This is a genomic window from Spirosoma oryzicola, assembly GCF_021233055.1.
Taxonomy (GTDB): Bacteria; Bacteroidota; Bacteroidia; order Cytophagales; family Spirosomataceae; genus Spirosoma; species Spirosoma oryzicola.
The window spans coordinates 16,648-30,873 of sequence record NZ_CP089546.1 but is presented as its reverse complement, the minus strand read 5'-3'; the positions used below and the strand labels follow the sequence as shown (position 1 = coordinate 30,873).

Below are 14,226 nucleotides of genomic sequence, written 5' to 3'. Positions count from 1 at the left end.
CCATGCCTATACAGCCCGAAATCAGAAGTGAGGAGATGCAGGACATTATGCATCGGACCCCCAGCTGGCTCACTCGCTGGGGCATTACGATCCTGCTCACGATCGTTGTTGCTCTCCTTTTAGGCGCTTCCTACATTGCTTACCCGGATACGGTTACGGCTAAAGTGGTCATCGAGTCCTATGCTAAACCGGTAACAATCACCGCACCTGCTCATGCGCAGGTCAGGCAGATGATCATTCAGGATCGGACACGGGTGAACCCGCACGCAGCCCTCTGGGTCTGGACGACGGGTGATACCCTTCGGGCACCCATTGCGGGAACGATCCACCTGATGGGTCGGCTAGATAGCAAAAATCAGGTTGTCGCGGGAGAAACACTGGCGATTATTGTTCCGATCGACGCACCGTACCGGATTCGAGGAGACTTACCTGTTGAGGGATCAGGGAAAGTGGGTGTGGGGCAGCCGGTGGTTATCCAGCTAGATGCTTATCCACATCGGGAGTTTGGTTCGCTGCTGGCTTCTGTGGAGACAATCTCCCCCCTGGAAGTAAACGGCTATTACGATATCCGCTTTTCATTGCAGAACGGTCTGGTTACGCAGCAGGGAAAGCCAATCAATAGCCGGACGTACCTCCGGGGGAAGGCCAGTATTCTGACCAGTCAACGAAGCCTGTTAAGTCGGATTTTTGACATCATCTAAGCTACGCTCTATGATAACGCATGCTACCTCGCCGAAACGAGTGGGCTTTCTGATCGGATTGTTCATGCTATCAGCGATCGCCCGGGGACAGGAAGGACCAACCTACCAGACACCGCCGGCCGAAATGACTGACCTGTTACTGGCTCCGCCCACTCCCAGCGTGAAACTGTCGCCTAAGAACGATTACATGCTTTTGCTGGAACGGTCAGCAATGGCTGGCATCGCTGACCTGGCCGAGCCAGAGTTGCGGTTAGGGGGCTTGCGGATTAACCCAGTCAATAACGGACAGAGTCGGGTTGGGAGCTACATAAAACTAACCCTCAAACGGACAAAAACCTCGGAGTTAGTTCCTATTCGGGCGTTTCCGGCGGGGCGGTTCACCGATTTGAGTTGGTCGCCCGACGGAACGAAGTTTGCTTTCGTATTGCTTAAGCCCGCGCAGCTCGAACTATGGATGGTCGATGTCGTTCGGCAGCAGGCGCGTCGGCTGATCGGTGGTTTGAATGACGTGATTGGTGGCGAACCGTTTCAATGGGCTCCCGACAGCCGTTCATTGGCCGTCAAAGTCATCAATCATCAGCGAAAAGCGCCCCCGCAACCTACCAACGTTCCGAAAGGGCCCATTGTGCAGGAAAGCCTTGGGAAAAAAGCACCAGCCCGGACGTACCAGGATCTGCTGAAAAATCCGTACGACGAAGCGTTGTTTGATTATTATCTGTCGGCCCAGTTGGTCAGCGTAACCCTAACGGGGGAGGTGCATGAGCTTTTACCAACCAGCATCCTGACTAGCTTCAGCTATTCTCCCAATGGGCGGTACCTGCTAACCGTACAACTACACAAGCCATATTCGTACTTAACTCCTTATGCCAACTTTCCAAAAAATATTGACATAGTAAGCGCAGCTGGAAAACCCGTCAAACGACTTACAGCCATTCCGCTTATGGAAACTCTGCCGCTTGGCTTCGACGCTGTTCGGCAGGGCATGCGTGCCATCAGCTGGCGAGCCGATGCGCCGGCTACGTTGGTCTATGCCGAAGCGCAGGACGGCGGTGATCCGGCGAAAAAGACGACAATCCGTGACCAAGTGTATCTCTTACCGGCCCCTTTTACAAACCCTCGACGGCTGGCAACGTTGAACGGTCGCTTTCAGTGGGTCAGCTGGGGAACCGATAGTCTGGCAATGATCGCCGAAGGTTGGTGGAAGACCCGGAACCAGAAAATGTGGCTGCTGAATCCGGCAGACACCAGTGCCCAGGCCCGGCTGCTGTTTGATCTGAATACCGAAGATGTATACAAACATCCAGGCTACCCGCTGGCAAAATACAATCAGGCAGGACGCGAGGTGTTGCTGACAACCCCCGACAATCGCTGGCTTTATTTTGTCGGCGACGGCGCGTCGCCGGATGGGAAGCGGCCATTTGTCAATCAGGTAAGTATTGGGGGTAAAGAACAGCGTGAACTCTGGCGGTCGCAGGCACCGTACTACGAAACCCTTGTCGACGTGCTGGACCCCGTAACCAATCAACTGCTGATCCGGCGAGAATCGGTCAGCTCGCCCGCCAATTATGTGCTACGGAACCTGAGCCAGCAAACCGAATCGGTGCTGACAAACTTCCCGCACCCGTACCCGGCACTAAAGGACATCCGCAAGGAGTTGCTGACCTACGAGCGCAACGATGGTGTAAAGCTCACTGCGAAAGTGTATCTGCCTGCGGGCTATTCGCTTGAAAAAGGGCCTTTGCCAACTCTAATCTGGGCTTATCCACGCGAATATAAAAATGCCGAGGCTGCCGGACAAGTAAAAGATTCACCTTATCAGTTTACGCGGCTGGGCTGGGCTGGTCCGCTGTATTGGCTGACGCAGGGATACGCCATCGTGGATGACCCCGACCTTCCCATTATCGGCCAGGGTGATACTCAGCCGAACGATTCGTACGTCGAGCAACTAACTGCTGGTGCTGAAGCGCTGGTACGGGAACTGGTCAAACGGAATATCGCCGACAAAAACCGGATTGCAATTGGTGGCCATTCGTACGGGGCGTTTATGACGGTCAATTTGCTGGCTCACACCAATTTGTTTGCGGCTGGTATTGCCCGGAGTGGTGCGTATAATCGAACACTAACGCCTTTCGGATTTCAGACTGAAGAACGAACGATCTGGGGTGCGCCGGATGTATATATGCGTATGTCGCCATTTATGTACGCAAACAAGATTAAAACGCCTTTGCTGATTTTACATGGAGAAGCCGATAATAATGCAGGAACATTTCCCCTACAGAGCGAACGCTTGTTTAATGCTGTTAAAGGCAATGGTGGAACGGTACGGTATGTGCAGTTACCACTTGAAAGCCACAGCTACTCCGCTAAAGAATCGGTTTTACACACGCTTTACGAAATGAATAATTGGCTGGACAAGTACGTCAAGAATCGTCCCATCCTGGAGGCTGCTCTAAACTGATTTTATCAAAAACTACACTTCTCTCAGTTACCAGATCACTCTCGTAGTAAACGTAGGGGTTATGTAGTCTTCATTCAGTGCCCGTTCCGGCCTCCGAGTCATTCGGTACCCTCCGCGACTGCGGTTGGTTCGCTGAGTGAACTGTGAGGCCGAAGGTTTTTACTATTTGTGTTATCTATTAAATAATGAGATGGCTACTTCCGCAGCGCTGGTTTGCTTTGACGCATTTGCCTGTCGAGGTTCGGATCCGCAACCAACAGGATTAGCTAATTTTTTTTCTCCATCTGGCGTAACAGACGAAGTTTAAGGGACACGCACTTCAATGTTGCTTATGCTGTAGCGCTTCAGTTCCAATTGTAGACTCGGCCTTGCTTCTGATTTACTTCGGCAACTTGTGCACATGGCTCGCGTTGTTGAAGCGAAAAAATGGTGGCAGCAGCCAACCGTCTAGGTTTCGGCCGATTTAACGGCCCTCGTTGCGCCCGTCTTTAAGACACTGAAAGAGCGCGGTATCGATCGTCAGACCGAACTTTCTGCGTTGGATTGGCTTCGTTTTCCGGGGAAGGGTTGACTACAGTAAGGTTTGAGGTTAAGATCCTTTTCCCTAGAGCTTATCGCTTAGAAAGCTATAAATTGCGGTTATCCAATGTATTCTGCTGGTGAAATCGAATGATTACTTAGCAAAGGCTTCTCGAGAAATCAATCGATTTATATCATTCTGAACCTTGTTGTTACATGTCAACTGCCCCACAAACGCTGGAGAAGAAGCTTTACGAAAAAGACACCTTTTACCCCAATGGCTGGTGGCGTTTAGGGGCTCATCTGCTCTTATGGCTTGTTTTGTTTTTGTTTATTTTCGCTCAGTATGAATGGGTGAATCAAAGCTCAACGACTGGAGGATCTGCTGTTTTATGGCTAACGGTAGGTAATCTAAGCCTTATGTGCATGATCTTTTACTGGGTGGCTAACTATGTGCTACCTCAGATATACCAGAAACAATGGTTGATTTTGTTGATAAATGTCCTTTTCGTATATGTGATCAACTCGTTCGGCAATTACTTTATATTTGTTGAAACCGATCGGTTATTAGGCACATCTTCAGGTATCCATCGAGTAGCAGAAATATATCGTAACACTGGGCTCATTGGTGGATTAGTTAGCCGGACAGTTTTTGTTCTGAACTGGTCTTTTATGCTAAATACGATTATACCCATTAGTATTAAGTTCATGAAAGACGTCTTGGCTACCCGAAATCAAACAACCCAACTTGAACGAGACAATCTAATACTGGAGCTCAATTTTCTACGCTCTCAAGTTAATCCACATTTTTTTTTTAATGCGATCAATAACGTTTATGCTTTGATTGTTGACAAGGATGAGCAGGCGTCTACCATCTTGCTTAAGCTTTCCAGTCTCATGCGGTATGTGTTGTACGAAGCAGGAACGGCCTATGTGACCCTTCAGCAGGAAATAGATTTTTTAAAAGATTACGTAGATTTAGAAAAAATCCGACATGGTGACAGTGCATCCATTTTATTGCAGATAGAAGGCGATGCCGAGAACCTACTGATTCCACCGCTTGTGCTGATCACGTTTGTTGAAAACGCCTTTAAACACGGCATCAATGCTACCATCCGTGAATCGTGGGTAACCATTGATTTACGGATCAAAGACAATTCTCTTAATTTTCTTATCCGGAACAGTAAGCCAGCTGTCCGGCAACAGGCACGATCGAGTTCGTTACCAAAGGTAGGGGGAATCGGTCTGACGAACACCCAACGCCGTCTAGAACTGCTCTATCCAGACAGGCACCAATTGCAGATTCAGCAAACGCCAATCACTTATACCGTTGATCTAACCCTATTACTTGATGGAACGCGAACTAACATGCCTTATCGTGGATGATGAACCGTTAGCCCGGGAGTTGATTAAAAAATTTGTGGCCCGCGTACCAACGTTGTCACTGCTAGGCGAAAGCAGCAATGCCATTGAAGCAATTGCTGTCATTCATAATCAGCAGCCAGATATCATTTTCTTGGATGTCGATATGCCCGAAATGACAGGCATCGAATTGTTAAAATCGTTTACTGCAGCCCGTCCGCAGGTGATTATGACAACTGCTTACCCTGGTTATGCTTTAGAAGGTTTTGAATATGATGTGACCGATTATTTACTGAAACCGATTCCCTTTGACCGTTTTCTAAAAGCCATAAATCGTGTACGAGACCGAATAAATAACGCAACGCCATTTGCGCAGCCTGCTCCTGTAAACGAGCCTGCCGCTGGTGTCAAAAAAGATAATCCCGCACGTAACAATAAATTTCTGTGGGTAAAAGAAGATAAGAAAATGGTCAACGTAAACACAGATGACATTCTTTATGTAGAAGGAATGAAAGACTACGTGAAGATTTTCCTATCTGATAAATTGGTAATTACTCATATAACGATGAGTCGGATGGAGCGGCTTCTTCCTGAAAATGAATTTATCCGAGTGAACCGATCCTATATCGTTCGACGATCAGCTATCCGAGCCGTCAATGGGAATACAATTGAAACCATCAACAAGAAAGAAATTCCAATCGGTATCAGTTACCGGGATTCCATTAAAGATATAACAAAAGATTAGCTGCTCTTGATAGTTGACTACATAGCGGCTTATTATACATCTATCTATCAAAATAGGTAATTGGTCGAATTTATTTTCTTTTACTATTTATTAACCCAATCTTTAACCTGTTATTTATATAAAGACTTAAAACTTCTTCTTATTATGAAAACCACATCTGTACTTTCTTCCTTACAACTTAAAAAAGAAACAATCAGCTTATTGGACAACAAAAGTGCCAGCAACAATCAGCGAACAGGAACAATGTTAACGACAGGTTATTAGGTAAGGCTGACGTTCCAAGGTTAGCTTAAATAAAAACTCGGTTTGAGAAGAGTAGTCGCTCTTTTTAAACCGAGTTTTTATTTAAGTGGATTCGTCGACAATGGGTAATTCGAAGATATCAGTTGATACCTAGTTGGTCGAAGAATGGGTTGCCTTAGTCGAAAAAAATTTCGGTTCCAGTTAAGTCATCTTACCTTTCTCTTGTCCTAAAAACTACTTATGAAAACGATAATAGACTTCTGGAAACGACGCTTCGAAACGGGCAAACGAGCAGAGTTGGAAAATACGTTTGGCGATGTGATTAGTATGCAGGAAGCGCAGCAAATACGCGGAGGAGACAAAGAGTACACGCCATTGTATGACACAGAACAGGAATCTCAACTCCGAAATCCGTCCATCTTACTTGATTTCATGTAAAAACTAATGACTTATAAAGCCATGAACAATAAACGATTTTCAATAGCTCCAAAAAACGAAGAAGTGGTCAAAAAAGCACTGGATCATTTCGATCAGGAAGACCAGAAGATCAATGGTGATGACGTTCGGGGTGGTAACTGGACCGAATATGGGGGCGGACAGGATAAAGATGATCCAACAACTACTTCTAACCGTCTGCTAAAACCTTGATCGTTAAAGGGGCCATCGTTAAAGTAGTGAGTCTTTGTAATCTGAATTGTACCTATTGTTATATGTACAATGCTGGTGATGACTCATACCGACGCCAACCAAAGCGTATGGATGACTTCGTTCGTGATGCATTGCTACAGCGGGTAAAAGCCCACGGTACTAACTATGGAATCACAACCTTTGATTTTATCTTTCATGGGGGGGAGCCGCTTTTGGCGGGAAAACAATTCTTTGAGCAGTTCGTTCGACAGGCCAGTGTAGTATTGCCACCACAGGTAGAACCTCGCTTTTTCATGCAGACGAATGGTGTCTTACTGGACGAAGCCTGGTGTCGGCATTTGGGTAGTTTAGGGATTCGGCTGGGTATCAGCCTGGATGGACCAGCTCCGATAAATGATCGGTACCGGTTGGATCATCAGGGAAATAGCTCTTTTCGAGCAGCCGAACGAGGGCTGCGATACGCCCTGGAGTCCGACTCGTTGATAAACCAGCCTGGTGTGCTGATAGTCATTGATCCAACAACCGATCCCATTGAGGTCTACGACTATTTTCAATCCATTGGGGTCGATGTACTTGATTTCCTGCTTCCCGATGCCACATTCGATCACCCTCCCCTACGCATCTCACCTGGCGATACGTCGTACGCTGATTGGTTAATTCAGATCTTCGACCGCTGGTTTATGGTCAGCAAGCGACCTCGAATCCGGATGTTCGATCAGCTGATTTCGTTGATTATAGGTCGTGAAGTAACGTCGGAACGGTGGGGCACGGGCAATAATGAGTACATAGTAGTAGAAACGAACGGCGGGATCGAACCATCCGATATGCTAAAGATCTGTGGCCCGAACTTTACGAAAACCAACGTCAATGTCCATACGCATGAGCTGATTGACGCATTGGGAGAAGAACTTCTGTCACTACATCGAAACAGCCACCAGAAGCTAAGTCCAGTTTGTCAGAAATGTCCTATTGTGGCTGTTTGCGGAGGAGGCTTTCTTTCTCACCGCTACAGTCAGCAAAGTGGCTTTAATAACCCATCTGTGTACTGCTGGGATCTACTTAAACTCATTACCCATATTCAGAACCGCGTCTACACGTTTTTACCGGACGAGATTTGTCAGGAAGCGGATCTGGCACCAATCTCATACGAGGAAGCGCTTCTGGTGCTTGCTGACAAGTAACTAATCTGCCTGGCTGAAATAACGATTTTACTGCTCAACCAATGAAAGCACGCTCGTATAAGTATTACCGGCAGTTGGACTACATGGATTGTGGGCCAACCTGCCTGAAGATGATAGCGGCTCACTACGGGAAAGATTATTCCATGGATTTTTTGCGAGCGAATTCGTATATCACTCGACAAGGAGTCAGTATGTTAGGCATTAGTGAAGCCGCTGAAAAGATTGGTTTCAAGACGTTAATGGTAAAGTTAACGTATGACCAGGTAATTAATGAAGCGCCATTGCCCTGCATTCTGCACTGGAATCAGGAGCATTTCGTCGTGCTTTACGAAGCGGGAACGTCTTGGTTGGGTTTGATACCTTTTCTTAAAACACAAACCCAATTTCTGGTAGCGGACCCCGGCCACGCCCTGATTCGAGTCGATCGCGATACGTTTCGTAAGTGCTGGATTTCATCCCACGACCAGAAAGGCGTGGCCCTGCTGCTTGAACCGACACCCCACTTTTACGAGCAGCAAGAGCCGGAGACTCAGAAAACACAAGGATTCCGGTTTTTGCTCAACTACCTGACGCCTTACCGTCGCTATCTGGTGCAGATTATGCTTGGTATGTTGTTCAGCAGTTTGTTGGCGATGCTATTCCCTTTCCTGACGCAAGGTTTAGTTGATTATGGTATTCACCGCCATAATTTAGACTTTGTTCACCTCATCTTATTGTCTCAACTGTTGCTGTTTGTAGGTAGTACAGTCATTGATATTATTCGAAACTGGATTCTACTTCATATTAATACGCGAATCAGCGTTACGATCATTTCTCATTTCCTGATCAAGCTGATGCGGCTGCCCATCAGCTTTTTCGATACAAAAAACATTGGTGACATTTCTCAGCGTATTAACGATCACCATCGCATTGAATCCTTTTTAACGGGGTCTACTCTGAATACACTGTTCTCTCTGGTAAACCTCATTATTTTTTCTGTTGTCTTTGCCCTTTACGACACTAGTCTTCTGGTTGTTTTTCTGGTGGGTAGTGGCTTATCCATTGCCTGGGTGTTACTTTTCTTGAAGCATCGGAAAGAGCTGGATTACAGACGGTTTCAACGATTGCGTGATAATCAGAATAGCCTGTATGAATTAATCACGGGGATGCAGGAAATCAAATTACACAACAGCGAACGGTCGAAACGCTGGGAGTGGGAGCGAATTCAGGCAAAACTATTTAAGATCAACATCCGGGGACTGGTTCTGGAGCAATATCAGGAAATAGGATCTACGTTTTTCACGCAACTCAAAAACATTCTCATTTCCTACATGGCCGCTTCGGCTGTCATTCAAAATGATATGACGCTCGGAATGATGCTTAGCATTTCCTACATCGTGGGGCAGATGAACGGACCGCTTAGCCAGATTTTACAGTTCTTACGAAGCATTCAGGATGCGAAAATCAGTCTGGAACGACTAAGTGAAATTCACAATCGACCCGATGAAGAGATTGATGAAGAATTAACGATTGGGAAATTATCTATTCGGCGCCCTCATGATACCGGACCTACTCCGGTAAGTGTGTATGCTCAATCTGAAGAAGCAGGTATCTCCTTGAACAATGTTTCGTTTCGGTACGGTGGACCCCATTCGGCCTATGTGCTGAAAGACATTAGTCTACACATCCCAAAAGGAAAAGTCACCGCTATCGTCGGTAGTAGTGGTAGTGGCAAAACAACGTTATTGAAACTGTTACTTAAGTTTTATCCTCCAACAGAGGGGGAAATTCGGGTTGATGGTAACGATCTGAACGACGTATCCGCTAAGATGTGGCGTAACAATTGCGGATCGGTGATGCAGGATGGATACGTTTTTTCTGACTCTATTGCCCGCAACATTGCGGTTGATGGCGAACGGATTGACGAACTTAAGCTTGTTGAAGCTGCTTCGGTAGCGGCAATTCACGATTTTGTCAAGCGATTACCACTAGGTTTCATGACGAAAATCGGGAATACGGGTGCTGGATTGAGTGGGGGCCAACGCCAGCGGATTTTTGTCGCCCGGGCGGTTTACAAAGATCCGAAGTATCTCTTTTTCGATGAGGCTACCAGTGCGTTGGACGCCAACAATGAACGCGCTATTATGGCTAATCTCGAACAATTTTTTGAAAATCGCACCGTGCTGGTTATTGCGCACCGACTAAGTACGGTACGCAAGGCGGATCAAATCATCGTACTCGATAACGGCATGATTCGAGAACGAGGAACTCATCTGGAACTAGTTGCCAAGCGAGGCTACTACTACGAATTAGTAAAGAACCAACTTGAACTGGCGGAAGCTTGAGAATTCTATGCCGCAACAGCCATCTCACATCGTCCTAAGCGACGAAATTCAGGAAATTATTGGCTATGTTCCCCACTGGGTTGTGCGATGGGGAATCTCGGCCATGTTTATTGTCTTCCTGATTCTGCTAGCATGTTCATATCTGATTCGGTTTCCCGACACCATCTCGGCACCCGTAACTGTTAGCGCAACCGTTCAACCTTTCAGGATAAGCTGGTATAAGTCGGATGTAAATGTTGACTACCGTTGTATGGTTCGAAACGGGCAGTCTGTTCAGATTGGTGATACCGTTTTACTGGAGGAGAATATTACAAATCACAGTCAGGTCGCCTACCGAAGCACGGTGAAAGGAAAGGTGCACATCTTGCGGGGCAGTAAGAAGGAAATAAAATTGTCAACCATTCTAATTATGCCGCAAGAGGTGTCGGGTTATGAAGTGCAAATCCGGTTACCAATTCGTGGCTCTGGTAAAATAAAGGCGGGGCAGCACGTCTTGATTCGACTCGACGAATATCCAACGAATGAATTTGGGTATCTGGAAGGTTTTATTACCTCTTTCATTCCTGTTTCCATTGACCAACATTATCGAGTAAACGTGCAGTTGAGTAAAGGGTTAATGACAACACTAAATAAAAAATTACCCCTTCAGCCAGAGCTCAGGGGGACTGCTGAAGTCATGCTCGATGAGAAAAAGCTTCTTCAACGGATGATTGATTTGCGTTAACTTTTTCGGAATAATAAGATTTCCACCATCAACACCCCATTTGCTGTCTCCTCATTTGGCAGCCAGCAGCGTAGTACTAGCTAATGCGGGCTACGCTACACATTGACAATTGGTGCGACACATACACATCGTATCCGTACTAGCTGTGATACGGCAATTGCTAGTGTTTTATTAGTGGGAATGAATGTTTCTCGACAGCCGCACGGTTGTTGTGCAGAAAACAGGTGGGTAACCTGTTAATTGATCAATCGATAATTGTCTTGTTAGGTTAAGACATAGTCAGCCCCCAAAGCGAACAATGGATAAACTCAACCAGTAACCCATATTTTACAGAATCGAATGAAATACGGATTAAGCCGGGTCACCTGATCTTGGCCAATATACCGGCACAGTGTGCCTCCATCTCAAGATGAATGGTATTTCGTTGATAAATATGTGTTGCGTAATCCGAAAGATTATAGCAATAAGGTTATCAAAAAAAGTTTTGTACTTCGCTTAAAATATTGATTTGTAGTGGGTATCGATGTGTAAAGAAATGCACAAATAAAGAAATGCTTTTTTACAGATTTCTTTATTTGTGCATTTCTTTATTTCTTTAAATCATCGCTGACTAGCTTGATGATGTGATCGCGAACCGAACTCTCGCCCAGAATTTTTATCCTCATTGCTTTGTACAAATCCATCGGCAGATCAATGGTTAGTCGATGCACCTCCGGCTTCTTCGAATGAATTTCCTTCACCGCCTTTTCTGTCTGCTCAACGTCAATCTCCGACTTCTTGATCTCAACCTTGGGACTGAGACCCAGGCTGTTCTTTAATCCTAATTTCTCCTTAGCCATTGCTGTATCGATTAAAGATTTTGAATGATATTCGTTAGCTCATTAAATAACGTCACTGTTTCCTGCTTTGCTTTCTCATCTTTGTACTCGATCACTCCTAACCCTTTAACTACGGCTTCCCGATAGGCCGTACGCGTTTTGATGGTTGTACACAAAACTGGAATCGGCTCGTCCTGCAAGACCTCCATTACCTCCTTGCTCATATTGGTAGCAGGCTGGAACTGATTCATCAGAAAATAAGCCGGTATCTTTTTTTCTTTCTCAGCCTCGGCATCCTGATAGCGTTCCAGAAACTGTCGGGTTGCCCATATGTCCAAGCCACTGGGCAGAATCGGTATCAGCAATAGGTCAGCTAATAGAATGATCTTGCTAGTAAGCTTATTCAGCGACGGGGTCCCATCGATGAGAATGATCTCGTAATCTTTACTGATGAGCTTAACGTTTTTGGAAAGCTCAATACCGTCTGGCCAGCCAAAGACGGGGATAGCGGGGGCGTCTTCCGGTCGTAAGCCTGACCAGTGAATGGCACTCTGGTTTGTATCGACGTCACAGATGCATGTTTTGTAGCCAGCGTGGGCAAAACAAACGGCAAGGTTTTGTGTGATCGTTGACTTCCCTACTCCCCCTTTAAGACTGGTTACTGAAAGAATCATGTTGTATTTAGTTGCTGGGTGGGCAAAGGTATTCTATTACAGAAATAAAGAAAAGCGTACTTCTGTATTTAAAGAAGTAAAGAAACACGATTATACGACAATGTGTAAATACAGAAATAAAGAAAGACAGGAAACCACGTTTCATTATTTCTGTATTTCTTTAAAGGCAAGTCACTGGCTATTAGAATTTTATTTACAATATGGATAAGGAATGCATTTTTACAAGGCTACGCTATGATCGTAACGTAGTCTTGAATAGGATGATCTGCTGCGCGTATAGCCTGTCGCTTTGTACGTAAAAGACAGTATTATTATAGAGCTTCCAACCACTATGAGGATCTAGTCAGTACTAAATAATTTGTAAATCTGAAACTAACAAACTTAGGCTATCAGTCCGGGTTGTGAAAAGAAATAGGGGGTAGTCTTCCTCCTTCGTTTTCAGCGTTAAATGGCCAAAAAATCAGTTGAGTGGCTTACTGGCAACAAAAGCTTATCGGTTGTGCTTTTTTGATCAAGCCCCTATACTTATGCAAACTCATGCTGACTTAAACCGCTTTCTCGACGCTCAGCAGTCAACCTACACAGATGCTCTGGCCGAGATCTGCCGGGGGCGTAAGCAAACCCATTGGATGTGGTACATCTTCCCACAAATAGCTGGCTTAGGTTTTAGTCAGACTGCACATTATTACGCTATACAAGATTTGGCGGAAGCCAAAGCCTACGTAAACCATCCCGTCCTGGGCAGCCGTCTGGTGGAAATTACCCGGGTACTGCTTGACCTCGAAGGAAAAACGGCTTATCAAATCATGGGTAGTCCTGACGATCTAAAACTGAGATCAAGCATGACGCTGTTTAGTCTGGCCAAGCCCACGGAATCTGTTTTTCAAGAGGTGCTAGATAAATACTTTGAGGGAGAGTCGGATGAGAGAACCCTTGCTTTGATAAATAAGAACACTGACGGCTAAGGAATGTCAATTAGGTGCACGGTTTAGAGAGTCAGCCTTCTCAAGTGTGCCAGCCAGCTAGCCGCTTGACGCTCATAGCCAGAAATTCCTGACCGCGTCGGGTTCGATACCCCATCTGATTCAGTCGCTCGGCAATGGCCCGGTAGGTCAACCCTTCTTTGCGGTAGAGACGGACCAACTCAGCTGCTTGCCGATTGGCCAGATTCGTCTGGGCATTCTGCTGGCGGGCGGCTAGACCTCGCTGGGTAATCTCGGGTGTAATGTTGGACGTGCCCAATTTGTACCCCTGTGCCTTCTTTGCTGCCAAAGCAGCTCGGGTGCGCTCACCGATCAGTTCCCGCTCGTGCTGAGCCAGCACCGCCATAATACCGACTGTTAGTGTATTGGCATCCGGAATGTCACAGGCCACAAAATCCACCTCGGAATTGCGGAGTGAAAAGATAAACGATACGTTTCGACTTAGACGATCCAGCTTAGCGATGAGAAGACGTGCTTTATGGAGTTTGGCATGGGCAATGGCTGCGGCTAGTTGGGGCCGATCCGCTCGTTTACCCGATTCAACTTCAATAAATTCGTCAAGCAGTTCATCGCCTGCTTTGAGGAAACGTTGTACGATGTCCTGTTGAGCCGAGAGGCCTAGTCCACTTTTGCCCTGGCTTGCGGTCGACACTCGATAATAGGGGACATACTTCATCTTGTTTTACTGCGTATGGAAGTGCTCGTCAAGAAGAGGACAAAAGATGAAACTTCTTTCCTCTCTACCATAAAATTTTCTTTTGTAGGTGTTCCACGGGCGAATATAGGAAAAATAGAGTGTCTGTAACATTTTCACGACGGTCATTGTGAAAATGTTACAAAAGGTGA

13 protein-coding genes are annotated in these 14,226 nt (G+C 46.1%); 10 read left to right on the top strand and 3 right to left on the bottom strand.

Annotated elements, in window-relative coordinates:
• Window positions 1–2: 2 nt before the first annotated feature.
• The 9 genes from LQ777_RS29895 to LQ777_RS29855 all read left to right on the top strand — a co-directional run bounded on the left by LQ777_RS29895 (window position 3) and on the right by LQ777_RS29855 (window position 10,905).
• On the top strand, window positions 3–701 hold the full coding sequence (locus LQ777_RS29895) for a putative HlyD family type I secretion protein (RefSeq protein ID WP_232564093.1): 699 nt from the start codon (window positions 3–5) through the stop codon (window positions 699–701).
• 10 nt (window positions 702–711) lie between these two features.
• Window positions 712–3,159, top strand: coding sequence for a S9 family peptidase (locus tag LQ777_RS29890; RefSeq protein ID WP_232564092.1), 2,448 nt, complete (start codon window positions 712–714; stop codon window positions 3,157–3,159).
• Between the two features lie 735 nt (window positions 3,160–3,894).
• Window positions 3,895–5,064 carry a sensor histidine kinase gene (locus tag LQ777_RS29885; RefSeq protein WP_232564091.1) on the top strand — a complete coding sequence of 390 codons (1,170 nt, stop codon included), beginning with the start codon at window positions 3,895–3,897 and terminating at the stop codon, window positions 5,062–5,064.
• On the top strand, window positions 5,030–5,785 hold the full coding sequence (locus tag LQ777_RS29880) for a LytR/AlgR family response regulator transcription factor (protein WP_232564090.1): 756 nt from the start codon (window positions 5,030–5,032) through the stop codon (window positions 5,783–5,785). Before LQ777_RS29885 ends, LQ777_RS29880 begins: the two co-directional genes overlap by 35 nt.
• 483 nt (window positions 5,786–6,268) lie before the next feature.
• Window positions 6,269–6,466: a hypothetical protein gene (locus LQ777_RS29875; RefSeq protein WP_232564089.1), complete on the top strand. Its 198-nt coding sequence runs from the start codon at window positions 6,269–6,271 to the stop codon at window positions 6,464–6,466.
• 21 nt (window positions 6,467–6,487) lie between these two features.
• Window positions 6,488–6,676 carry a hypothetical protein gene (locus tag LQ777_RS29870; RefSeq protein WP_232564088.1) on the top strand — a complete coding sequence of 63 codons (189 nt, stop codon included), beginning with the start codon at window positions 6,488–6,490 and terminating at the stop codon, window positions 6,674–6,676.
• A 26-nt stretch (window positions 6,677–6,702) separates the two neighbouring features.
• Entirely contained in the window at window positions 6,703–7,857 is a 1,155-nt protein-coding gene (locus LQ777_RS29865; RefSeq protein WP_255720968.1) for a radical SAM protein, read from the top strand.
• A 41-nt stretch (window positions 7,858–7,898) separates the two neighbouring features.
• Window positions 7,899–10,181 (top strand): peptidase domain-containing ABC transporter, encoded by a 2,283-nt coding sequence (locus LQ777_RS29860; protein WP_232564086.1) that lies wholly within the window; start codon window positions 7,899–7,901, stop codon window positions 10,179–10,181.
• A gap of 7 nt (window positions 10,182–10,188) precedes the next feature.
• Window positions 10,189–10,905 carry an HlyD family secretion protein gene (locus tag LQ777_RS29855; RefSeq protein ID WP_232564085.1) on the top strand — a complete coding sequence of 239 codons (717 nt, stop codon included), beginning with the start codon at window positions 10,189–10,191 and terminating at the stop codon, window positions 10,903–10,905.
• A 587-nt stretch (window positions 10,906–11,492) separates the two neighbouring features.
• On the opposite strand, the gene LQ777_RS29850 is transcribed toward LQ777_RS29855, so the two are convergent.
• Window positions 11,493–11,744, bottom strand: a complete 252-nt coding sequence (locus tag LQ777_RS29850; RefSeq protein ID WP_232564084.1) for a hypothetical protein — start codon at window positions 11,742–11,744, stop codon at window positions 11,493–11,495.
• An 11-nt stretch (window positions 11,745–11,755) separates the two neighbouring features.
• Entirely contained in the window at window positions 11,756–12,397 is a 642-nt protein-coding gene (locus LQ777_RS29845; protein ID WP_232564083.1) for an AAA family ATPase, read from the bottom strand.
• A 527-nt stretch (window positions 12,398–12,924) separates the two neighbouring features.
• On the opposite strand from LQ777_RS29845, the gene LQ777_RS29840 reads away from it, so the two are divergent.
• A complete protein-coding gene (locus LQ777_RS29840; protein WP_232564082.1) occupies window positions 12,925–13,362 on the top strand; it encodes a DUF1810 domain-containing protein in 438 nt (145 codons plus the stop codon).
• Window positions 13,363–13,402: 40 nt separating this feature from the next.
• On the opposite strand, the gene LQ777_RS29835 is transcribed toward LQ777_RS29840, so the two are convergent.
• A complete protein-coding gene (locus tag LQ777_RS29835) occupies window positions 13,403–14,056 on the bottom strand; it encodes a recombinase family protein (RefSeq protein WP_232564081.1) in 654 nt (217 codons plus the stop codon).
• Window positions 14,057–14,226 lie beyond the last annotated feature (170 nt).